Here is a 22,294-nt window from a genome sequence, read left to right on the forward strand (position 1 = left end):
GACGGGCGGGGTGGGGGGTCAGGCAGGGTGCGGGCTCACCAGGGTTTGTGGTAGCCCGTGGTGAGCTTGCGGCCCTTGTGGCGCCACTTCGGCTCCTTGTCCACGGTGTGCAGCGTGAGGGAGCGCAGTCGGCGGATCACCGTGCCGTAAGCGCCGCTGGCCTTGGTGGAGAGGGTCGCGCCGGGGGGCTGGTCCATGAAGGGCATGAACTTGTCGGGGAAGCCGGGCATGGTGCAGGCGATGCAGATGCCGCCGACGTTCGGGCAGCCACCGATGCCGTTCATCCAGCCCCGCTTGGGCACGTTGCACTTGACGACCGGGCCCCAGCAGCCGAGCTTGACGAGGCAGGCGGGCGAGTCGTACGACTCGGCGAACTCGCCCTGCTCGTAGTAGCCGGCGCGGTCGCAGCCCTCGTGCACGGTGCTGCCGAACAGCCAGGCCGGGCGGAGCTTGTCGTCCAGGGGGATCATCGGAGCCGAACCGGCCGCCTGGTAGAGCAGATAGGTGAGCGTCTCGGCGAAGTTGTCGGGCTGGACCGGACAGCCGGGGACGCACACGATGGGGATCTCGGCCTTGGACTTCCAGTCCCAGCCGAGGTAGTCGGGCACGCCCATGGCACCGGTCGGGTTGCCCTCCATCGCGTGGATGCCGCCGTACGTGGCGCAGGTGCCGGCGCAGACGACGGCGAGGGCCTTGGGTGCGAGGCGGTCGATCCACTCGCTGGTGGTGATGGGCTGGCCCGTCTCCGGGTTGTCACCGAAGCCGCACCAGTAGCCCTCGCGCTTGATCTTCTCGTTGGGGATGGATCCCTCGACGACCAGCACGAAGGGGTCGAGCTCGCCGCGTTCCGCCTTGAAGAACCACTCGATGAACGTGTCGGCGCCCTGAACCGGTCCGCACTCGAAGTCGATGAGGGGCCAGTGCACGGCGATCTTGGGCAGGCCGGGCAGTTCGCCGAGCGCGATCTGCTCGATGCTCGGCTGCATCGCGGCCGTCAGCGCGACCGAGTCGCCGTCGCAGCTGAGCCCGGCGTTGATCCAGAGGATGTGGATCGTCGGAGTCTCGCCGTCGGCCGCACCGCTGGTGCCCGGCGTGGCCGCCGTGTCGGGTGTCGCCGCTTTCATGGGACCGCCTCCTCGGGGAGGTATGGGACGAAGGCGCTTGTCAGGCGTGTTTCAACGTTTCTTCAACATCTTTCGATGCTTTTTGGCCTATTCAGACTTTTCGAACCTTTTCGACTGCCAGCTCTCTTGCTATCAGGCGTCCGGCCGGGATGTGACGCCATCGCGGGCCGTTCCAGTGACACGGGCCCCGGACGGGTCAGGCCCGGTGGCCGTCCGGTGGCTCGGCGCGGTAGCCGGATGCGGGGGGCGCGCCCGGGGGCCGCTCCTTGCGCACGAAGGCGCGGCGCAGCGCGTGATAGGGGGCGTTGGGGTCGTCGAAGGCCCCGCGCATCCGGGCCAGCTCCCGATCCCGGAAGGCGGACAGCGGCTCGACGCTCTCCTGGCGGTCCAGCCGCGCCTTCTTCGCCGCGATCCGGGACGGCGTTCCCGGCAGCGCGGCCAGCCGGGCCGCGAGGCCGCCCACCTCGGCGGCGAAGTCCCCGGGGCCGCACTCGACCACCCGGTCGACGAGCCCCAGGCCGGCGGCGCTCACGGCGCTCATCGGCAGGGCCTCGCGCATGAGCCGGTCGGCGGTGGCCTCGCCCACCCGCCGGGGCAGGGTGTACGTCCAGTACTCGGAGCCGTACAGGCCCATCAGCCGGTAGTGCGGGTTCAGCACCGCGCCGGTGCGGCACCACACCTCGTCGGCCGCCAGGGCGAGCATCACGCCGCCGGCCGCGGCGTTGCCGCCGAGGGCGGCGACCACCAGCCGGTCCGTGGTCGTCAGTACCGCCTCGACCAGGTCGTCGAGGGCGTTGATGTTGGCCCAGGACTCCGCGGCGGGGTCGGCGGCGGCCTCGATGACGCCCAGGTGGATGCCGTTGGAGAAGAAGTCCCGCTGTCCGCCGAGGACCAGCACGCCGGTCGGGCGGGCGCATGCCTTGCGGTAGGCGGCGAGCAGGCGCCGGCACCGGTCGGTGCTCATGGCGCCGCCGGGGAAGGCGAAGGAGAGGATGCCGACGGCGCCCTCCTCCCGGTAGCGGATGTCCGCCCAGGTCTGCGCGTCGGGACGCGCGGGCGCGGCGAACTCCGGCACGGGCGGCAGCCGGTCGCCGAGCGCCGTCACTGCGGGCAGTTTGAACGTGGGCGGCTGCCCGGGGCCGCGCCGGCGCCTCAGTTCCGGGATCCACACGGCGCCGTCCTTCGTGGCGCGGCACACCGCCCCGGTGCGGGTGGCCAGCACGGCGCCCGGGGCACCGTGCAGGCCGGGCTCGGGGTGGCCGCCGTGCAGGTACCACTCGGCGCCGTAGAGGGTGTCGAGGACGCCGGGCTGCGAGTCCGCGGCGCGGAGTTTGCGGACGACGGTCTCCGTGCTGTCCGCGGTCCAGTCGATCCGCCGTACACCTTGGTGGAGATACGGGCGGGTGCGTGCCACGTCCTGCCGCCGCGGGGTGTGGGACCCGCCGGCGAAGCGGTCGACGGCGAGCAGGACGGCCGCCAGCGCGGCGTCGGCGATCTCGCCCCGGTACAGGTCGCTCTTGGACACCGGCGGGACCGGGCAGGCGACGGACGACCACACGTCGCCCGCGTCCATCTCCTCCACCGCCTGCAGCACCGTCACGCCCCAGTGCTCGGCGCCCTCCTGGACTGCCCAGTCGAGCGCGGACGGCCCCCGGTCCCCGACCGGGCCGGGGTGCACGACGAAGCAGGGCCACGTGGCCCACACCTCCCGGGGGATCGCCGTCCTCAGCATCGGCGCGACGACGAGGCCGGGGTCGTGCCGCCGGACGGCCTCCTCCAGATCGCGGCCGGGCAGGGCGAGCTCCAGCGCCACGGTGTGGCCACGGTCGCGCAGTTCGGCGTGGACGCGCTGGGTGAGGCTGTTGAAGGCGCTGGCGACGAGCAGGATGTGCACGGCGTACTCCCGGCGGACGACGCGCCGGACACTTGTGCCCGGCCCGACTGAGATGGTCCGTCAACCGGGGCCCGCCCCGCAGCCGACAGGCAGCAGCGTCACCCGAAAGCGGGGCGCGCGCCGCCACCCGGCCGCCTGCACATGGCAATTCAGACAGTCCACACAGAAGTGAACAGACTCCGGGCCGATTCGAAGGGAACTCTCCGCCAACCGTGCGAGATCGATCGATGACGGTGTGTACTGTGCTGCGAGCGCCTCCTGCGAGGGCCATGGACTCCCCCCTGCCCAGCCCTGCCCACCCCCGCCCGACCCCCTTGGGAAACCGTTTCGATGATCGAACTACCGGACCTGGTCGCCGGCGGTCTCGCCGCCGGTACGTTGTCCGCACTCATACTCGGCGGCGGTCTGATCCGGTCCCGGCGTCAACGGACCGTGCTTGAGGACGAGTCGAGGACGCTTCGCGGTCGACTCGAAAGCGCTCAGGGCGCCTTCACCGCCGAGATCGAGCATCTGGCCGCCCGGCGGGTCACGGCTGCCGCCCGGCAACTGACCCATCCCCACGTCGTGGTCCCCGGCCCGGTGCGGCCGGAGACCGCCGGCACGCCCGCGGGGATCGCGCTCGAACACGTACTGACCGCCCTGCGCGGCGAGCTGACCGCCCAGCGCACCCGGATCGACGCGGCGGCGCGAGCGGGCCTGCGCGGGGCCACCCGGGAGATCCAGGCGGCCCTGTACCGGCTGCAGGACGCCCTGCGCGGTCTTGAACAGCGCTACGACGATCCGGAGTTGGCCCAGACGCTGTTCGCGCTGGACCACGAGAACGAGCAGTCGCTGCGCCGGGCCCAGGTGGCCGCGGTGGTGTGCGGGGCCTGGGTGGGTCTCGCCCGCGAGGAGTCCCACGTGGTGGACGCGGTGACGGGCGGTCAGGCCCGGCTCGCCGGCTACCACCGGGTCAGGGTCCACAACCACCTGGAGCCGGGCACCGCGCTGGTCTCGCACGCAGTCGAGCCGGTGGCCATCATCATCGCCGAGCTGCTGGACAACGCGCTGCGGCACTCCGCGCCGGACACGGACGTCATGGTCAACCTGGAGCACGTCCACCACGGCGTCTGCGTCACCGTCGACGACGCGGGCGTGGGCATGAACCAGGACGAACGAGCCCGCGCCCAGCGGCTGGTGGCCGGCAGCGACCCGATCCTGCTGACCGACCTCGGTGACCCGCCGCGGATGGGGCTGGCCGCGATCGGCCAGCTGACCCGGCAGTTCGACCTGGGGGTCGACGTGTCCTCGCCCTCGCCGTACGGCGGCGTGCGCGCGGTGCTGCGGGTGGCGAGCCACCTCATCAGCCACGTGGACCCGGCCGAACGGCCACCGGCGGCCAGCGCCCCGCGCTCGACCCGCACGGGCACGCCGACGGCCGCACCGGACGTGACGCCGGCCGCGCCCGACGCGACGGCGGCCGTGCCCGACAGGACCGGCGCCGCGCACGACGCCACCGCTGCCGTACCGGACCTGAGCGGCGCCGGGCACAACGCGTCGGCCGCCGCGCCCGCCCGGGACATGGCGCACGGATACGGCAGCGAGCACGACGGCCCCGGTCCGGCGTCCGGGCACCAGGTGCCGGGCGACGCGAGCGGTCTGCCGCAGCGGCGGCGCCGCGGCCGGGCCGCCGCTCCGGCCGCGCCCGAGCCGAACCGTCCGGCACGCCGCCCGGAAGACGCCGCCGCCGCGCTCGCGGCCCTGCAGTACGGCACCGCGGCGGCACGCGCTCCCCGGTCGGCGGACGCGGCCGACAGCGAGTCCGAACCGGCGCGCGGACCGCGGGCCGACGACACCGAACACACCGAACACGAAGGGGGAGCGGCTCGATGACCAGCCGCGATACGGGCGACACGGCGTGGGTGCTCGAACCGATCCTGCAAGTACCGCATGTCGTCGCCGCCGTCCTGCTCACCCGGGACGGACTCGTCACCGGCTACACCGACGGGCTCTCGCAGCCCTCGGCCGAGCGGGTGGCCGCCATCACCAGCACCGTGCAGGGCGCCTGCCGTACCGCCGCGGCCGCGTTCGCGGACCGGGACCGGGCCGAGGTGCGGCAGGTCGTCATCGAGTCGGACCACGGGTACGTGCTGATCGTGCCGACCGACCACGGCACCTGTGTCGCCGCGTACGGCGACCCCGAGGTGCGCCTCGACCTGCTGGCCCACCGGGTCCACTCACAGGTGGCCCGGCTGGGCCAGAAGGCGATGGCGGCCGCGCCCAGAGTCGCCGACGGCGGCGCGCCGGCATGACCGGCCGCCGTGGCGGCCGTCCCCTGGTTCCCGCGTATCTGTCCACCGGCGGCGTGACCCGGCCCAGCCGTCCGCAGCTGGAGCGGCTGTCGGTGCTCAGCGCCGACGGCCGCCCCGTGCCCGCGGGGCTGCCCGCCGCCCAACTCGCCCTCCTGGACCTCCTGGAGGGCGGGTCGCTGACGGTGCTGGAGGCCGCGGCCCTGCTGAAGCTGCCGGTCTCCGCCGTACGCGTGCTGGCCGCCGAACTCGTCGACCGGAACCTGGTCCTGGCCCGCCCGCCGATCCCGCCCGCCGAACGGTTCGACCCCGACCTGCTGAAGAGAGTGGCCGATGGCCTCCGCGCCCTCAAGCACCAGTGACCTGCGCGCCACTGGCGGCATACATCTGCCCGACTCCGCCCGTCACCTGGTCAAGATCCTGGTCACGGGTCCCTTCGGAGTCGGCAAGACGACCCTGATCGACTCCGTTTCGGAGATCCGGGCCCTGCACACCGAGGAGCACCTCACTCAGGCCTCCGCGCAGGTGGACGACCTCGACGGGGTGCGGGACAAGGCGACGACGACCGTCGCCATCGACTTCGGCCGGATCAGCCTGCCGGGCGGGGTCGTGCTCTATCTGTTCGGCACGCCCGGCCAGGAGCGGTTCCGGCCGCTGTGGGACGACATCGCCTACGGGGCGCTCGGCGCGCTCGTGCTGGTCGACAGCCGCCGTATCGACGCGTCCTTCGACGTGCTCGGCCTGGTCGAGGAGACCGGGCTGCCGTACGCGGTCGCGTTCAACGCCTTCCCCGACGCCCCGAACCACTACACGGACGAGCAGTTGCGCGCAGCCCTGGACCTGGAGCCGGCCACGCCGATGGTGGTGTGCGACGCCCGGGAGCCGCACTCCTCGATCGACGCGCTGCTCGCCCTGGTCCAGCACCTGATCGACGACCACCCAGCGGAGAACCGGTGACCACCCAGCCAACCGACCGGCAGTCCTTCACCGTCTCGGCGCCCGTGCGGCTGTGGGAGGAGGGCTTCGCACGCGATCCGCACGGCTACTACGCCGCCCTGCGCGCCCAGGGCCCGGTGGGCTGGGCGGAACTCGCGCCGGGTGTGCCGGCGTACGTCGTCACGGACCGGCGGGCGGCCCTGGACGTACTGCGCGACGCGGAGACCTTCTCGCACGACCCGCGCGCGTGGGAGGCCACGGTCCCCGACGACTCCCCGGTGCTCGCCATGATGCGCTGGCGGCCCAACGCGCTGTTCTCCGACGGCGGCGCCCATGTCCGCTACCGCACCACACTCATCGACGTCTTCGACCTGGTGGAGCCGCACGATCTGCGGGCGCGGGTGCACCGGGCGGTGCGGCTGCTGGTGAACCGCTTCGGTCCCCGGGGCGAGGCGGACCTGGTGACCGAGTTCACGCGCCCGCTGATGGCGCTGATCTTCAACAACCTGTTCGGGCTGCCGGACAGCCAGGGCGACCGGCTGAACGAGGGCCTCGGCAAGATGATGGAGGGCGGCGCCCAGTCCGCCGAGGGCGAGGCGGAGTACACCGAGTACGTCCTCAGGCTCATCGCCGCCAAGGCCAAGCGGCGCGGCGACGACCTGCCGAGCCGGCTGCTCGACCATCCCGCCGGGCTGACCCCCGAGGAGGTCACCTGGCAGGTGTTCCTCACGCTCGGCGCCGGCTACGAGCCGACCGCGAACCTGCTGTCCAACGCGCTGTCCAGGATCCTCGGCAACCCGGCCTACTACTCGACCCTCACCAGCGGTGCCCGGCCGGTGACGGACGCCGTGCTGGAGGTGCTGCACCACGAGACACCGCTGGCCAACTACGGCATCTACTACGCCCGTCGGCCGGTGTCCTTCCACGAAGTGTGGGTCCGGGCGGCGGTGCCGGTGGTGGTCTCGTTCGGGGCGGTCGGGCTGTTCGCCGAGCGGGAGCCGGCCGACGGCGGGCACCCGGCGGACGCCTCGCACCTGTCCTGGGGCGCCGGCCCGCACGCCTGTCCGGTCCGGCAACAGACCCTGCTCCTGGTGACCGAGGCGATCGAGCAGCTCACCCAGTGGCTGCCGGACCTCGACCCCGTCGTGTCCCGCGAGCGCCTCAGCTGGCGGCCCGGCCCGTTCCACCGTTCGCTGACTTCCCTGCCCGTACGGTTCAGCCCCCGCTCCCCCGACCAGCCAGGAGAGTTGTCGTGACCGTCACCGACCGCATCGCGCTCGACCCGTTCGGCGCCGACATCCCCGCCGAGAGCGCCCGGTTGCGCGCCCTCGGCCCGATCGTGCCCGTCGAGCTGCCCGGCGGCATCCCCGCGTGGGCGCCCACCCGTTACGAGGTCCTGAAGGAACTGATCCTCGATCCGCAGGTCAGCAAGGATCCCCGGCTGCACTGGCGACTGTTCCCGGAGATCGGCGACAACCCGTCCTGGGCCTGGATCCTGGGCTGGGTCGGCGTGGTCAACATGCTCTCCACCTACGGCCCCCACCACACGCGGCTGCGCAAGCTGGTGGCCCCCAGCTTCACCAGCCGGCGCACCGACGCGCTGCGCCCGCGCGTCGAGGCGATCACCACGGAGCTGCTCGACGCGCTGGAGACGGCCGGCGGCGACGGGCGGCCGGTCGACCTCCGGCAGGGGCTCGCGCACCCGCTGCCGATGACGCTGATCTGCGATCTGTTCGGCGTGCCCGAGGAGATGCGGGAGGACACCGCGCGGCTCATCGCGTCCCTCATGGACACCACCGACCCGAGCCCGGAGCAGGCCGCGTTCGTGCAGGAGCGGATCGGGGCGGTGCTGGGCGCGCTGATCGCGTACAAGGTCGAGCACCCGGGCGACGACATGGCCACGGAGCTGATCCGGGTGCGCGACGAGGACGGCGACCGGCTGAGCGACCAGGAGCTGCTGCACACGCTGCTGCTGGTCATAGGCGCGGGCTTCGAGACCACGGTCAACCTCATCGGCAACGCGGTCGTCGCGCTGCTGCGCGACCCCGCACAGCTGGCGGCCGTGCGTTCCGGCGCGGTCTCCTGGGGCGCGGTGATCGACGAGACGCTGCGGGTGCACCCCTCCATCGCCGCGCTGCCGTTGCGCTTCGCGGTGAGCGACCTGTCGGTCGGGGACGTCACCATCCCGGCCGGGGACGCGATCATCACGACGTACGCCGCCGCGGGGCTGGACCCGGAGCGCTACGGGCCGCAGGCGGGTGACTTCGACGCGGCGCGCGGGGCGGACGACCACATGGCGTTCGGCATCGGGGTGCACCGCTGCATCGGGGCGCCACTCGCCCGGCTGGAGGCCCTGACCGCGCTGCCCGCGCTCTTCGAGCGCTTCCCTGAGCTGCGGCTGGCCGTCGCGGACGACGAGTTGCGGCAGGTTCCCTCGTTCATCGCCCACGGCTGGCAGGAGGTGCCGGTCCTGCTGCGGGGCTGACGTGTGGTGGGGGCCCGACCGGTCCCCCGTTCCGGTCGTGCCCCCGCGGAGGTCGAAGTTACGTGTGAGCCGGGCCGTTGGGTATCGCGCCGATGCCCGACGGGCCGCGTGGGGCACTCACCCGTGCACAGGTGAGTCCGGTTGGCCCGGTTATGTTCGGCAGAGGGCGGGTTCCGCGAGGTCGCCGACGGCCAGATGGGCGAGGACCACCTCGTAGAGATCGCTGCCGGCGGCCAGCAGCTGGCGTTCCAGGACCGGTTCGGCGCTGCGGACGTGCTCGCGCACGGTCTGGGCGTGGACGCCGAGGTCCTGGGCCGCGCGTTCGGCGTTGCCGCCGGCGGCGATCCAGGCGCGCAGGGTGCCGCGCAGGTCCCGGCCGTCCCGGGTGAGGCGGGCGAGGAGGTCGTGCGCCCAGGTGCGGATCGGGGTGCCGGCGAGCAGGTCGCCGAGCCGGAGGGGGGCCGACCCGGTCGCCGTGCGCTCGGGGACCACCTCCACGCAGCCGGCCTGCGTGTTCAGGGCGAGGTGGGCGGCGGCGCGGACGGTGAGGTCGGAGAAGTCGGTGTGCAGCAGGCCCTCGACGCGGTCCATGCGGGCGCGGACGGTGTTGCGGCTGACGCCGAGGACCTTGGCCGCGCTCACGGCGGTGAACTCCAGGCCCAGCCGGGTGGTGGCGAGGAGTTCGGCCCGCGTGTGGTGCGGCAGGGTGTCGAGGGGGCGCAGGACGTCGGCGGACCAGGTGTGCAGCGCGGCCGGGTCCATGAGCCGCTCCGGGTGGGTCCGTTCGGCGTAGACGGCCGCGTGGTCGGGGCGGAAGCGGGCGACGGCCAGGGCGCTGATGGCCTGGCCGTAGGCGCCGGCGGTCTGAGCGAGGTTCTGCCGGACGCTGCCGCCGAGGAACGTGCCGGGGCGCCCCTCGACGAGCGCGCGCAGCCGCTCCCCCGCCGCGGCCGCCGGGCTGACGACGATCACGTGCCCGTCCATCGCGGGGCACCGCACGACCAGGGCCTGACCGCCGGTCGCCTCCAGGCACTCCTCGGCGAGGCGGTCGCGTTCCTCGGCGCAGACCTCGACGACGTACACGCTGGCCGTGTCGGTGTCCAGCAGTCCGGGCCACAGGCCCGCGGCGACCCGGCGGGCGGAGACCGTGTCCTGCACCATCAGCAGTTGCAGGATCGCCAGGCGCAGGTCGGAGGTGGCGCGGCGGAGCCGGCGTCCGGCGGCCGTCAGCTCGCGGTCGCGCAGGAGCAGTTCGAGGACTGAGGCGGTGCGGGTCACGATCTCGGCGGCGCGCCGGTCGAACGGGGTCGCGCGGGCGACGGCCAGGACGCAGGTCGCCGCCGGGTGCGGGACGGGGTGGCGCAACGCGACCAGACGGACCTGGCGGCCCCGGTCCTCCAGCGCGGCGGAGGAGATGCGGCCGGCGACGAGGTCCGCGACGAGCGCGGCGTCGAGGGCCATCGGCTCCCCGGCGAGCACGGCGCCGTCGCCGTCCTGGAGGCAGGCCGTTCCCCGCACGGCGTGCGCGAGCCAGGCGACGACCCGGCGCAGGTCGCGCCCGGCGGGACGCAGGTGGTCGAGGAGTTCCTCGGCCCAGGTCGCGCCCGCACCGTACGGCGTCTCGGTGTACGGGCCCTCGTCGGCTCGGCCGGCCACGGCTTCCTTCTCCTTGTCCATCGCGGTCCTCGCGGTCCATCGCGTTGACCTCGGCATTCGGAGGTGGACGTTACCCGACGGAGGGTACGGGGCGGGACTCACGTGCACGGGCCGGACGGGCGGGCTGCGGGATACGGCTCCGCCGGCGGTCTCGGGGGACGGACCGCCGGCGGAGACGGGGTGGCCCGGGGCCGGGGGAGGTCCCCGGGCGTCCATGGACGGGTTCCCCGCGACCGGCCGCGTACACACGGGAGTTGCCGCGCCGATTCACCCGGATCGGCACGGCGCCGATCCTCGGGGTCGGCCACGGCGGAGTCTCAAGGCCGGCATGACGACGAACGGAGCCGAAACGGAGGACGGCAACAATCCGGCCGCGCCGGAGTCGGGGCGCAAAAAGGGCACGCCAGGGGGCACGGGACGGACGCTCGGCGCGGGTCTCGGCCCCCGCCTGCGCGGCGAGCGCGGGGCGACGGCATAAGCTCGATGAATGGCGAAGTACTTCGACGTGCACCCCGACAATCCGCAGCCGCGCAGCATCGCCCAGGTCGCCGACGCCGTGCGCGCGGGCTCGCTGATCGCGTACCCCACCGACTCCTGCTACGCCCTGGGCTGCCAGCTCGGCAGCCGCGACGGGATGGACCGGATCCGTTCGATCCGCCACCTCGACGACCGGCACCACTTCACACTGATGTGCCGGGACTTCGCGCAGCTCGGCCAGTTCGTGCAGGTCGACAACGACGTATTCCGGGCCGTGAAGGCGTCGACTCCCGGCAGCTACACCTTCATCCTCCCGGCGACCCGGGAGGTGCCGCGCAAGCTGCTGCACCCCAAGAAGAAGACCGTCGGCGTGCGCATCCCCGACCACGTCGTCACCCAGGCCCTGCTGGCCGAGCTCGACGAGCCTCTGCTGTCCAGCACGCTGCTGCTGCCCGACGAGGACGAGCCGATGACCCAGGGCTGGGAGATCAAGGACCGCCTCGACCACGCGGTGGACGCGGTGGTCGACTCCGGGGACTGCGGCACCGAGCCGACCACGGTGATCGACTTCTCCGGCGGCGAGACGGAGATCATCCGGCGTGGCGCGGGCGACACCACGCGTTTCGAGTGACCTGAGGAACGCCGGATTCCGGAGACGTCGAGCAGGCCGGAGCCGGAACTCGCGTGACAGCATTGCCGCACACGCAGCGTCGAGGGGGCGACCGGACCCCCCTTGACGATTCCTCAGGGAGGCTCTCTCGCCATGACCGCCGTACAGGGAAACGCCGTGGACATCCCGACCGTGGACGGTACCGCCGACGCCTACCTGGTCCACCCCGTCGACGGGCGCCCCCGTCCGGCCGTCCTCGTCTATCAGGACGCCTTCGGCCCGCGTCCGCATCTGTGGTCCATGGCCGACCGGATCGCCGAGGCCGGCCACACGGTCCTCGTGCCCCATGTGTTCTACCGTCACGGGCGGGCACCCCTGGTCGAGTTGCCCGATTTCATCGACCCCTCGGTGCGTCCCGACCTCTTCGAGAAGCTCGGCCCGCTGATCCAGTCCCTCACTTCCGAACTCGCCATGCGGGACGCCGGCGCCTACCTGCACTGGCTCGCCGACTCCCCCTTCGTGGCCGACGGCCCGGTCGCGGTGACCGGCTACTGCATGGGCGCCCGGCTGTCCCTGCTGACGGCCGGCACCTATCCGGACCGGGTCGCGGCGGCCGCCGGCTTCCACGGCGGGTGGCTGGCCACCGACGCCCCGGACAGCCCGCACCTGCTGGCCGAACGCATCACCGCCGAGCTGTACTTCGCGCACGCGGACGGGGACTCGGGGATGCCCGAGGAGCAGATGCGGCGCCTGGAGGACGCGCTGACCGCGGCGGGGGTCCGGCACCGCTGCGAGGTCTACCCGCAGGCGCCGCACGGTTTCACGCAGGCCGACACGGCCGCGTACCAGAAGGAGGGCGACGAGCGGCACTGGACGGCGCTGCTGGACCTGCTGGACCGCACCTTCTGAAGCAGGTCGTCCCGGTCGCGCCCCAACCGCCCGTCCCGGCGCGCGACTTCTCAAACACAGGGTGCCCGCGGCGCGTCGGCCACGGGCACCTTTGTTTCTCCCGCGTTCCACTTGTTGACATGAACGCAACCCGGCGCAACGCTGAGAGCGCTCTCAGAACAGGTACGGACCAATGTCCGTACGACCCCGACCCCCACACGGAGGTGGAGAGTGCTCCCACGATTCACACGCCCCGCGCTGCCCCTGGCGGCCGCCTCGGCCCTGGTCGGCGCGCTGCTCGCGCTGGGCACACCGCAACCGGCCGGCGCCGCGGTGCCGGACACGATCGACCTGAAGGTCACGAACAATTCCGGCCGCGGCGAACCGCTGTACCTCTACGACCTCGGCACCCAGCTCTCCACGGGACGGCAGGGCTGGGCCGACGCGAACGGCGCCTTCCACGCCTGGCCCGCGGGCGGGAACCCGCCGACGCCCGCGCCGGACGCCTCGATCCCCGGGCCCGCCGCCGGGCAGTCGAAGACGATCCGGATCCCGAAGTTCTCCGGCCGGATCTACTTCTCCTACGGCCAGAAGCTGGTGTTCAAGCTGACCACCGGCGGGCTGGTGCAGCCCGCCGTGCAGAATCCGAGCGACCCCAACCGGAACATCCTGTTCAACTGGTCCGAGTACACGCTCAACGACTCCGGGCTGTGGCTCAACAGCACCCAGGTGGACATGTTCTCCGCGCCGTACGCGGTCGGGGTGCAGCGGGCCGACGGGAGCGTCAGCAGTACCGGACATCTCAAGCCGGGTGGCTACAACGGGGTGTTCACGGCCCTGCGCGGGCAGCCTGGCGGCTGGGGCGGGCTGGTCCAGACGCGGTCCGACGGGACCGTCCTGCGGGCCCTGTCACCGCTGTACGGGGTGGAGACCGGGGCCCTGCCGGCCACCGTCCTGGACGACTACGTCAACCGGGTCTGGCAGAAGTACACCTCGACGACGCTGACCGTCACGCCGTTCGCCGACCGGCCCGGCACCCGGTACTACGGCCGGGTCTCCGGGAACGTCATGAACTTCACCGACTCCTCCGGCGCGGTCGTCACCGCCTTCCAGAAGCCGGACGCGGACAGCGTGTTCGGCTGCCACAAGCGGCTCGACGCGCCCAACGACGCGGTGCGCGGGCCGATCTCCCGCACGCTGTGCGCGGGCTTCCACCGGTCCATGCTGCTGACCAGCACGAACCAGCCGGACACCAACCCGGCCGACTTCTACAAGGACCCGGTGACCAACCACTACGCCCGGATCGTCCACGGGCAGATGGCCGACGGCAAGGCGTACGCCTTCGCCTTCGACGACGTCGGCAACCAGGAGTCGCTCGTGCACGACGGCGGCCCCCGGCAGGCGTATCTGACGCTGGATCCGTATCGCTGACACGCGCGCGTCCCGCACGCGGACGGACTCCGCGTGCGGGACGCTCAGGGGCGGGGCGTCAGCTGGTCGTCAGGGCGGTGTCGTCCACGACGAAGCTGGTCTGCAGCGAGGAGTCCTCGACTCCGTTGAACTTGATCGTGACCGTCGAGCCCGCGAACGAGGACAGGTCGAAGGTCTTCAGGCTGTAGCCGGAGGCGGCGTTGAGGTTCGAGTACGTCGCCAGGGTCGTCGAACCGGCGGTGACCGTCAGCTTGTCGTACTGCGTGCTGCCGGTGGTCTCGGCGGTGTCGATGTGCAGGTAGTAGGTGAGCGAGGCCTTGCAGCCGCTCGGGATCGTCACCGACTGGGACAGCGAGTCGGTGTGCGTCGAGCCGTAGCCGTCGAGCCAGGCCTTGTAGGAGCCGGTGCGCGCCGCCTCACCGGAGTCGGTCGTGATCACACCGCTGGTGGCGGTCCACTTCGTGTTGCCCGACTCGAAGCCCGGGTTGCCGAGCAGTTGGGCCGAGGTGCAGGTGCCGCCGCCACCGGAGCTCACGGTCCAGGAGAAGGAGGCCGTGCCGGTCGCGCCGGTCGAGTCGGTCACCGTGACGGTGGTGCTGTAGGTGCCCGCGGCGGTGGGCGTGCCGGTGATCAGGCCGGTCGAGCTGTTGATCGACAGGCCGGTCGGCAGTCCGCTCGCGGCGTAGCTCAGGGCGCCGCTGTTGGTGCTGCTCGCCGAGACCTGCAGGCTCACCGCGGTGCCGACGGTGGAGGACTGGCTGCCCGGGTTGGTGACCGTCACACCGCTGCTGGGCGGGGTGATGTGGCTGCCCACGTTGATACCGGCGAAGGCGTTGCCGACCCCGGCGTACTGGGTCGAGTTCGTGCCGTACAGCGCCGCGGCCGCGTTGAGCGCGGCGGTGCGGGCCCCGGCGTAGTTGGTGCTCGACGTCATGTACGTCGTCAGCGCCTTGTACCAGATCTGCAGAGCGGCGGCCCGGCCGATGCCGGTGACCGCGACGCCGTCCGAGGTCGGGCTGTTGTAGGTCACGCCGTTGATGACCTTGGTGCCGCTGCCCTCGGAGAGCAGGTAGAACATGTGGTTCGCGGGGCCCGAGGAGTAGTGCACGTCGAGGTTGCCGACGCCGGAGTACCAGCTGTCGGCGGATCCGCCGTCCTTGCTGGGCTTGTCCATGTAACGCAGCGGGGTGCCGTTGCCGTTGATGTCGATCTTCTCGCCGATGAGGTAGTCGCCGACATCGGTGCTGTTGTTGGCGTAGAACTCGACGCCGGTGCCGAAGATGTCGGAGGTGGCCTCGTTCAGGCCGCCGGACTCACCGGTGTACTCCAGTCCCGCGGTGTTGGAGGTGACGCCGTGGCTCATCTCGTGACCGGCCACGTCGAGCGAGGTCAGCGGGTCGGCGTTGCCGGAGCCGTCGCCGTAGGTCATGCAGAAGCAGCCGTCGTCCCAGAACGCGTTCACGTACGCGTTGCCGTAGTGCACGCGGGAGTAGGCGGCGACGCCGTCGTTCTTGATGCCGCTGCGGCCGAAGGTGTTCTTGTAGAAGTCCCAGGTCTCCTGCGCGCCGTAGTGGGCGTCCGCGCCCGCGGTGGCCGCGTTGGACGTGGTCCCGTTGCCCCAGGTGTCGCTGGTCTGGGAGAACAGCGTGCCGGTCCCCGAGGTGCCGTGGTTCAGGTTGTAGGTCTTGTGGCCGCCACGCGTCCCGTCGGTCAGCGTGTAGTTCGACCCCGACTGGGTCGTCGTCAGCGTGACCTGGCCGCTGTACTGGGTGTTGCCGATACCGGTGTCGATCGCCTGGTAGCGGTGGAGTTCCTTGCCTGTGGTGGCGTCGGTGATGACGTGCAGCCGGCTGGGCGTGCCGTCGTCCTGGAAGCCGCCGATCACGGTCTCCCAGGCGAGCTTCGGGGTGCCGGTGCCGGCCCAGATCACCTTGCGGGCACTGTCGGTGGTGGCCTTCTTCGCGTCGAGGGCCTTGAGGGCCTTGGTCTGGGCGGCCGACTTGGTGAAGGTCGCGGCGGTCGAGGCCACCTTGATGGTGTGCTTGTTGTTGAAGGTGGCGCTCACCGTGCCGGCGGCCACGGAGGCGGGCGGCGTGTGCACGACGAGGTCACCGCCGAGGACGGGCAGGCCGTCGTAGGTGCGCTCGTAACGGGTGTGCAGGGTGCCGTCGTTGTCCTTGGCGACGTCCTTGACGACCAGCTTCTCCTTGGCGCCGAGGCCCAGGGTGCGGGCGGTCGTGGCCGTCCGCTGCTGGGCGCTCCTGATCAGCGCGCCGTGCTGGGCCGGGGTCAGCTTGGCCTCCAGGCCGCCGGTGCGCAGCGGACCGGGGTGGGGGGCCGCGGGCTTGGCGTTCGCCGGAACCGCCTGGATACCGACGGCGAGGAAGGCCGCGGTGGAGACCAGGGCGGCTCCGACCGCGGAACGTCTGTGGGGAAGGCGTCTCACTCGTACTCCTCCTGCTGCGGCCGCCGGGGTTGCGGCCGGTGACAGACCGGCCAGACGGGTGTGCTGACCGGAATGAGCTGAGCTGTGCGGGAGCATGCTCCGTGTGTGGACCATGGAGAACCTGTGGGGGGTCGGGGGGAGGGTTTCAGACTTGTCCCGTCCATGTCACTATCCTCGGTAACAGTCAAGGGTTTTCCCTACGCAGCCGGCCACCCGCCCCGGTAACACCCCCGACGCACACGGGGAGTTGACGGATTGACGGATCCGGCGCGTCCCCACCGACCGCCGTCGTGTTGATCGTTGCTACGGTGAACCGGTGTCTGACTCCTCACGCGACACCGCGGAAGGCGCCGGCTGGGGCGCCGCCGAACCCGGTGGCTACAAGACGTTGATGCCGGAGCACGTGGAGAAACTCTCCTGGCTCAACCCGAAGACGCTGTGGGCCGCCCGCAACGGGACGGTGGCGTCCTGGTTCGGCGATCCGACGGGCCGTACCCGCGGCCGTTGGGTGGCGCAGCGGGCCGCCGCCGGGGCCCGGGCCGACAAGGTGATCCGACGGGAGGTGCCGGAGCGGTTCTCGTTCATGGTCATCGGGGACACCGGAGAGGGCGACGACTCCCAATATGCCGTCGTACCGGGCTTCTTGAGGGCAAGTCGGGGGACGGACTTCGCGGTGATCGCGAGCGACGTGATCTACCCGGTCGGCAGCACCGACGACTACGGCACCAAGTTCTTCCGCCCGTACCGGGACTACCGGGCGCCGATCTACGCGATACCCGGCAACCACGACTGGTACGAGGACCTCGGCGGGTTCATGCGCGTCTTCTGCGACGACGCCCCTCCGCTGGACCCCGAGCCGGCCCCACGCCCGCTCAGCCGCGCCTGGTGGCGCGCGCTGCTGTGGCACAAGGCGCGCCCGGCGGACGAGCAACGCCTGGCCGCGGCACGGGCGTTGCGCTCGGCGCCGGAGCAACGCGCCGTACAGCCGGGCCCGTACTGGGCCATCGACGCCGGACCGGTGCGGATCGTCGGCATCGACACCGGACTGCTCGGCACCATCGACGCCGAGCAGGGCGCGTGGTTGCGGGAGGTGTCCCGGGGGCCGCGCCCGAAGATCCTGGTCACCGGCTCGCCCCTGTACGTCGACGGCGAGCACCACCCGTGCGCCATCGAGGGCGGCGGCACCGTCGACGACATCGTCCGCGACCCGGACCACCACTACGTGGCGGCGATCGGCGGCGACATCCACAACTACCAGCGCTATCCGGTCGACGTGGACGGGCGCACCATCCAGTACGTGGTCGCGGGCGGCGGCGGGGCCTTCATGCACGCCACGCACACCATCCCCCGGGTGTCGATCGCCGGCGTCACCGAGGAGGACTTCCGCTGCTATCCGCTGCGCGGCGACTCCCTGGCCTTCTACAGCAAGCTGTACGCCCGCCGTCTGCTCCTGCGCCGCCTCTTCCCCCTGAGCGAGGCCGAGGGGACGGCGGTCGTCGCCGAGCGGCTCGGGATCAAGCCCGTCCGGTCCCCCGGCCCGGACGTGCGGGTCACCCGGCGGACCCGGCTGGTCGCCACCCTGCTCGGCGCCGGCGGCCGCCCCGACCGCACCTCGCGGTTCCGGCTGCCCGTGCGCAAGCTCTACACGCGGCTCTTCTCACCGAGCTCGACGACCTACAGCCCGCCGTTCTTCAAGTGCTTCCTGCGCCTCGACGTCGGCCCCGAGGAGCTGCGGATCCGCTGCTTCGCGGCGACCGGCAACCGCGCGCAAGAGGTGGACCCGCCGATGGAGGACGAGGTCAGGATCCCGCTGAGCCGATCACACCACGGCTGATCACACGGCCGCTGATCACACGGCCGCAACAATCGGCTGCCACAATCGGGACAGAACCGCCGTACGCCCGCCGGAGGAGCCCGTGCCGCCCACCTCACGCCCGCTGCGCAAGCTCGGCTTCCTGACCATCGGCCTGTTCGACGGGGCGGATCCGCGGCCTGGCCACGAGTCCACGCTGGAGATCATCGAGCTGGGCGAGCGGCTGGGCTTCGACAGCGCCTGGGTGCGGCACCGGCATCTGCAGTACGGCATCTCGTCCCCCGTCGCCGTCCTGGCGGCGGCCTCGCAGCGGACCAGCCGCATCGAGCTCGGCACCGCGGTCATCCCGCTGGGCTGGGAGAACCCGCTGCGGCTGGCCGAGGACCTGGCGACGGTCGACCTCCTGTCCGGCGGCCGCCTCAACCCGGGCGTCAGCGTCGGCCCGCCGATGCACTACGAGCGGGTCAAGGAGGCGCTGTACCCGGACACGGCCGACGTGGAGGACTTCGGCTTCGAGCGGGTGCGGCGGCTGCTGGACTTCGTGCGGGGCGAGCGGGCCAGTGACTTCAGCGGCGTCGAGGGGTTCGAGGTGTTCGCGGACACCGTGCAGCCGAACTCCCCGGGCCTGGGCCGGCGCCTGTGGTACGGCGGCGGCAGCCTGCGCTCGGCGCGCTGGGCGGGCGAGCACGGGATGAACTTCCTGACCAGCAGCGTCGTCAAGGCGGAGCGGGAGGCAGGGGCGGCGGAGGCCACGAAGGCGGCGGACGGGGCCTCGGACTTCGCCGCGATCCAGCTGTCCCACATCCGCGAGTTCCGCGCCCACCACCCCGACGGCGAGGCGGCCCGTGTCTCCCAGGGCCTCGTCGTCGTCCCCACCGACTCCGCCTCGCCCGAGCAGCGCGCCAAGTACGAGGAGTACGCCGCCCGGCGCCTGCCCCGCACGGCGGCGCCGCAGGGCCCGGCGCGGCTGCTGTTCGCGCCGGATCTGGTGGGCACCTCGGCCGAGCTCGCGGAGCGGCTGCACGCGCACGTGGCGTTCCGCGAGGTCGACGAGGTGGCGTTCGCGCTGCCGTTCACCTTCGAGCACGAGGACTACGTACAGATCCTCACGGACATCGCCACGCGGCTCGGCCCGGCGCTGGGGTGGCGGCCTTCGGGCTGACGCCGGTCACCAGTGGCCCGGCCGCGTTCCCACCAGCGGCTGTGACGGCGTGCCGTCCACGCCCACGGGTACGTCACCGGTGAGCATCACCCGGTGCATGACGCGCGGGAAGTCCAGGTGGGCGTTGTCGCTCGGGGCCAGGTGGATGGTGGCCCGGTTGTCCCAGAAGGCCACGCTGCCGGGCTCCCAGCGGAAACGGACCGTGTACTCGGGCCGAACGGCCTGCTCCAGCAGCATCTCCAGCAGCGCCGCGCTCTCCGGCCGGGAGACTCCGACGATCCGCTCGACGTAGTAGCCGTTGACGAAGAGCACCCGCTCCCCCGTCTCCGGGTGGACCCGCACCAGCGGGTGGACGGAGGCCACCTGATGGTCCAGCAGATGCCGCAGGTAGGAGTCGTCGCCCGGCCGGGGCTGGTAGCCGACGCCGAGCCGGTGCTCGGCCCGCAGCCCGTCGACGAACGCGCGCACCGGCGCGGACAGTCCGGCGTAGGCGGCCGCCAGATTCGACCAGGTGGTGTCGCCGCCGTACGGCGGGACGGTCTCGGCGCGCAGCACGGTCGCCGCGGGCGGGTCGACGCGGGCACCGTGGTCGCAGTGCCAGCCGCGCAGCAGCGTGTGCCGGCGCCGCTGGAGCCATTCGTCGTGCTCCATGCCGAACCGGCCGCCCAGCTCCAGCCGGTCCGCGGTCGTCTCCACCTCGGGGAAGTCCGGCGGCGAGACGCTGCCGCGCCGGCCCAGGACGACCGGTTCGCCGAAGCGGCGGGCGAAGGCGACATGCCCGGCGTGGTCCAGCCGCTGGTCGCGGAAGAACACCACCTTCCAGCGCAGTACGGCCTGCCGGACGACGGCGACCGCGTCGTCGTCGAGGCCCTCGGCCAGATCGACGCCGGTGATCTCGGCGCCGATGTGCCCGGCGACAGGTCGCACCTCGATCCCGCCGACCCGCCGCGCCGTCCGCTCCGCCGCCCGGTCCTCCGTGCCCCTGCCCGTCGTCATGCGCGCTCCGATGGTCGTCTCGTCGTCCGTACCGGCGATCACGAAGATCGTGTCAGCGAATCGGCCGCGTGGCGACAGTGGATCACTGGTCCCGCGTCCGCTGCGGCTCCTCGGCCCGCTCCCGCCCGGCATCGGGGCCGTCCGAAGCGTCCCGGCCGTCCCGGGTCGCGGTGAGGCTGCCGAGGATGTCGAGGAGTTCGGCGCTGCGGCCGCCCGGCTCGGCGTGGAACACCACCAGCGTGAGGCCGTCCGTGCCGTCCACGGACAGCTTCTCCGAGCGCAGGTCGAGCTCGCCGACCTGCGGATGCCTCAGGTGGCTCACCCGGCCGCGCCGGGGCCGCACCTCGTGCCGGGCCCACAGCTGCCGGAACCGTTCGCTGCGCAGCGACAGGTCGCCCACCAGGTCCCGCAGCCGGGGGTCGTCGGCCTCGGGCCCCGCGTTGGCCCGCAGAGTGGCCACACCCTCCTCGGTGAGGTCCTCCCAGTCCCGGCGCAGCTCGCGCTCGGCCGGGTCGAGGAAGACGGCCCGCAGCAGGTTGACGCCGGGCCGGTAGCTGGGGGTCAGCGCCCGTGCCAGCGCGTTGGCGGCCAGGCAGTCGGTGTAGCGGTTCTGGACATAGGCGGGGTTGCGCGTCCACCCGTCGATGAGCTGGAGGATGCCGGCGGGCACCTGCTCCGGCCTGCGCGGCGACCGGCCTCGGGGCGCGCGTCGTACGTCGCCGGGCCGCTCCTGGGCCAGCCCGACCAGGTACGCGGTGGCGTCGGCGTCCAGTCCCAGCACCCCGGCGATGGCCTCCAGCACCTGAAGGGACGGGTTGCGGTCGCGGCCCTGCTCCAGCCGGAGGTAGTAGTCGGAACTGATGCCGGAGAGCATCGCGACCTCCTCGCGGCGCAGGCCCGGCACCCTGCGCAGCCCGCCCCCGGGCAGCCCGACGTCCTGCGGCCGGACCAGCGCCCGCCGTGCGCGCAGAAACTCCCCCAGCGCGTTCGTACCACCGTCCATGCCACCACCGTACGGCCGGACCCCGCACGGGTGGCTGGCCCTGTCACTCCCAGGAACACGGGGGCACTGCCGCCGGGCGCGCGGGCGGCGCAGGGTGGAGGACGAGGGCGGGTCACCGGATCGCGTCGGTGGCCCCCGAGACTTCACGAGAGGTACGACATGTCTACGACACTCGGCGGCACCGTGACCCCGGCCGACGGCCTGACCCTGACCCGGATGGGCTACGGCGCCATGCAGCTGGCCGGACCGCACGTCTTCGGTCCGCCCGGGGACCGGGACCGGGCCGTCGCGGTGCTCCGCGGGGCGGTGGAGGCGGGCGTCACGCACATCGACACCGCCGACTTCTACGGCCCCGCCGTGGTCAACGAGATCATCCGGGAGGCCCTGTATCCCTACCCCGCCGACCTGCGGATCGTCACCAAGGTGGGCGCCCGCCGCGGGGCCGACGGCAGCTGGATCGTCTCCCGGCACCCCGAGGACCTGAAGGCGCAGGTCCACGACAACCTCCGGCACCTGGGGCTGGAGACACTCGACGTGGTCAACCTGCGCCTCGGCGACGTGGACACCCCGAACGAGGACCCGGTCGCCGACCAGTTCGGCGCCCTGGCCGAACTGCGGCAGCAGGGCCTGATCCGCCACCTCGGCCTCAGCGCGGCCTCGGCCCGGCAGCTCGACGAGGCACGGTCCATCGCGCCCGTGGTCACCGTGCAGAACCTCTACAACCTGGCCCAGCGACAGGGCGACGCCCTGGTCGAGCGCACCGCGGCCGAGAACATCGCCTTCGTTCCGTACTTCCCGCTGGGCGGCTTCACCCCGCTCCAGTCCGAGACGCTCACCAAGGTCGCCGCCCGCCTGGACGCCTCCCCGCAGCAGGTCGCCCTGGCCTGGCTGCTGCGGCGCTCGCCGAACATCGCGCTCATCCCCGGCACCTCCTCCCCCGAGCACCTGCGCGAGAACCTGGCCGCCGCCGACCTGACCCTGCCCGCCGACGCGCTCGCCGAGCTGAACGGCATCGGGCGGCAGGAGGAGCGCTGAGGCCGTCGGGGACGACGGCGCCGAGGTGTGACCCCACGATTGACGGATTA

Annotated in this window: 19 protein-coding genes; 13 read left to right on the forward strand and 6 right to left on the reverse strand. The window is 72.5% G+C overall.

Translation table 11 applies throughout. The annotated features are described in order from the left end of the window. Window positions 1-35: 35 nt before the first annotated feature. Together ACWGKT_RS31420 and ACWGKT_RS31425 are read right to left on the reverse strand one after the other, a co-directional pair. A complete protein-coding gene (locus ACWGKT_RS31420) occupies window positions 36-1,124 on the reverse strand; it encodes an NADH-quinone oxidoreductase subunit B family protein (protein ID WP_235458593.1) in 1,089 nt (362 codons plus the stop codon). A gap of 196 nt (window positions 1,125-1,320) precedes the next feature. After that, entirely contained in the window at window positions 1,321-3,018 is a 1,698-nt protein-coding gene (locus ACWGKT_RS31425; RefSeq protein WP_453276342.1) for an enoyl-CoA hydratase-related protein, read from the reverse strand. Window positions 3,019-3,348: 330 nt separating this feature from the next. Here ACWGKT_RS31425 and ACWGKT_RS31430 point away from each other — a divergent pair, with 330 nt between their 5' ends. Genes ACWGKT_RS31430 through ACWGKT_RS31455 form a run of 6 tightly spaced genes read left to right on the forward strand, consistent with a single transcriptional unit; the run spans window position 3,349 to window position 8,727 of the window. Further along, window positions 3,349-4,890: an ATP-binding protein gene (locus ACWGKT_RS31430; protein WP_453276343.1), complete on the forward strand. Its 1,542-nt coding sequence runs from the start codon at window positions 3,349-3,351 to the stop codon at window positions 4,888-4,890. Beyond that, entirely contained in the window at window positions 4,887-5,309 is a 423-nt protein-coding gene (locus tag ACWGKT_RS31435) for a roadblock/LC7 domain-containing protein (RefSeq protein ID WP_453276344.1), read from the forward strand. The genes ACWGKT_RS31430 and ACWGKT_RS31435 overlap by 4 nt, the downstream gene beginning before the upstream one ends. Beyond that, window positions 5,306-5,668 (forward strand): DUF742 domain-containing protein, encoded by a 363-nt coding sequence (locus ACWGKT_RS31440; RefSeq protein ID WP_235458597.1) that lies wholly within the window; start codon window positions 5,306-5,308, stop codon window positions 5,666-5,668. Before ACWGKT_RS31435 ends, ACWGKT_RS31440 begins: the two co-directional genes overlap by 4 nt. Then, window positions 5,640-6,263 (forward strand): GTP-binding protein, encoded by a 624-nt coding sequence (locus ACWGKT_RS31445; protein WP_356141378.1) that lies wholly within the window; start codon window positions 5,640-5,642, stop codon window positions 6,261-6,263. Before ACWGKT_RS31440 ends, ACWGKT_RS31445 begins: the two co-directional genes overlap by 29 nt. Continuing rightward, window positions 6,260-7,498: a cytochrome P450 gene (locus ACWGKT_RS31450; protein ID WP_453276345.1), complete on the forward strand. Its 1,239-nt coding sequence runs from the start codon at window positions 6,260-6,262 to the stop codon at window positions 7,496-7,498. Before ACWGKT_RS31445 ends, ACWGKT_RS31450 begins: the two co-directional genes overlap by 4 nt. Continuing rightward, a complete protein-coding gene (locus ACWGKT_RS31455) occupies window positions 7,495-8,727 on the forward strand; it encodes a cytochrome P450 family protein (protein WP_453276346.1) in 1,233 nt (410 codons plus the stop codon). Before ACWGKT_RS31450 ends, ACWGKT_RS31455 begins: the two co-directional genes overlap by 4 nt. Before the next feature lie 150 nt (window positions 8,728-8,877). On the opposite strand, the gene ACWGKT_RS31460 is transcribed toward ACWGKT_RS31455, so the two are convergent. Continuing rightward, the gene (locus tag ACWGKT_RS31460) at window positions 8,878-10,383 is read right to left on the reverse strand and encodes a helix-turn-helix domain-containing protein (RefSeq protein ID WP_453276369.1); all 1,506 of its coding nucleotides are present in this window, start codon (window positions 10,381-10,383) and stop codon (window positions 8,878-8,880) included. A gap of 328 nt (window positions 10,384-10,711) precedes the next feature. Between ACWGKT_RS31460 and ACWGKT_RS31465 the strand changes: the two genes are divergently transcribed. The 4 genes from ACWGKT_RS31465 to ACWGKT_RS31480 all read left to right on the forward strand — a co-directional run bounded on the left by ACWGKT_RS31465 (window position 10,712) and on the right by ACWGKT_RS31480 (window position 13,789). After that, on the forward strand, window positions 10,712-10,861 hold the full coding sequence (locus tag ACWGKT_RS31465; RefSeq protein ID WP_356141386.1) for a hypothetical protein: 150 nt from the start codon (window positions 10,712-10,714) through the stop codon (window positions 10,859-10,861). 9 nt (window positions 10,862-10,870) lie between these two features. Then, window positions 10,871-11,491 (forward strand): L-threonylcarbamoyladenylate synthase, encoded by a 621-nt coding sequence (locus tag ACWGKT_RS31470; RefSeq protein ID WP_356141388.1) that lies wholly within the window; start codon window positions 10,871-10,873, stop codon window positions 11,489-11,491. Between the two features lie 132 nt (window positions 11,492-11,623). Further along, window positions 11,624-12,379, forward strand: a complete 756-nt coding sequence (locus tag ACWGKT_RS31475; protein ID WP_453276347.1) for a dienelactone hydrolase family protein — start codon at window positions 11,624-11,626, stop codon at window positions 12,377-12,379. Between the two features lie 210 nt (window positions 12,380-12,589). Beyond that, complete coding sequence (locus ACWGKT_RS31480) at window positions 12,590-13,789, forward strand: glycoside hydrolase family 64 protein (protein WP_453276348.1); 1,200 nt, start codon at window positions 12,590-12,592, stop codon at window positions 13,787-13,789. Window positions 13,790-13,847: 58 nt separating this feature from the next. Here ACWGKT_RS31480 and ACWGKT_RS31485 read toward each other — a convergent pair whose 3' ends face one another. Further along, window positions 13,848-16,235, reverse strand: coding sequence for a M4 family metallopeptidase (locus ACWGKT_RS31485; protein ID WP_453276349.1), 2,388 nt, complete (start codon window positions 16,233-16,235; stop codon window positions 13,848-13,850). 316 nt (window positions 16,236-16,551) lie between these two features. On the opposite strand from ACWGKT_RS31485, the gene ACWGKT_RS31490 reads away from it, so the two are divergent. Together ACWGKT_RS31490 and ACWGKT_RS31495 are read left to right on the forward strand one after the other, a co-directional pair. After that, window positions 16,552-18,069: a metallophosphoesterase family protein gene (locus ACWGKT_RS31490; RefSeq protein WP_453276350.1), complete on the forward strand. Its 1,518-nt coding sequence runs from the start codon at window positions 16,552-16,554 to the stop codon at window positions 18,067-18,069. Window positions 18,070-18,151: 82 nt separating this feature from the next. Next, complete coding sequence (locus ACWGKT_RS31495) at window positions 18,152-19,210, forward strand: LLM class flavin-dependent oxidoreductase (protein ID WP_453276351.1); 1,059 nt, start codon at window positions 18,152-18,154, stop codon at window positions 19,208-19,210. A gap of 6 nt (window positions 19,211-19,216) precedes the next feature. On the opposite strand, the gene ACWGKT_RS31500 is transcribed toward ACWGKT_RS31495, so the two are convergent. Next, window positions 19,217-20,206: a TauD/TfdA dioxygenase family protein gene (locus ACWGKT_RS31500; protein ID WP_453276370.1), complete on the reverse strand. Its 990-nt coding sequence runs from the start codon at window positions 20,204-20,206 to the stop codon at window positions 19,217-19,219. 82 nt (window positions 20,207-20,288) lie between these two features. Continuing rightward, window positions 20,289-21,209, reverse strand: coding sequence for a helix-turn-helix domain-containing protein (locus ACWGKT_RS31505; RefSeq protein ID WP_453276352.1), 921 nt, complete (start codon window positions 21,207-21,209; stop codon window positions 20,289-20,291). Window positions 21,210-21,368: 159 nt separating this feature from the next. Here ACWGKT_RS31505 and ACWGKT_RS31510 point away from each other — a divergent pair, with 159 nt between their 5' ends. Further along, the gene (locus ACWGKT_RS31510) at window positions 21,369-22,244 is read left to right on the forward strand and encodes an oxidoreductase (protein WP_356141402.1); all 876 of its coding nucleotides are present in this window, start codon (window positions 21,369-21,371) and stop codon (window positions 22,242-22,244) included. Window positions 22,245-22,294: the final 50 nt, after the last annotated feature.

The sequence above is a fragment of the Streptomyces sp. NPDC054794 genome (genome assembly GCF_053611585.1).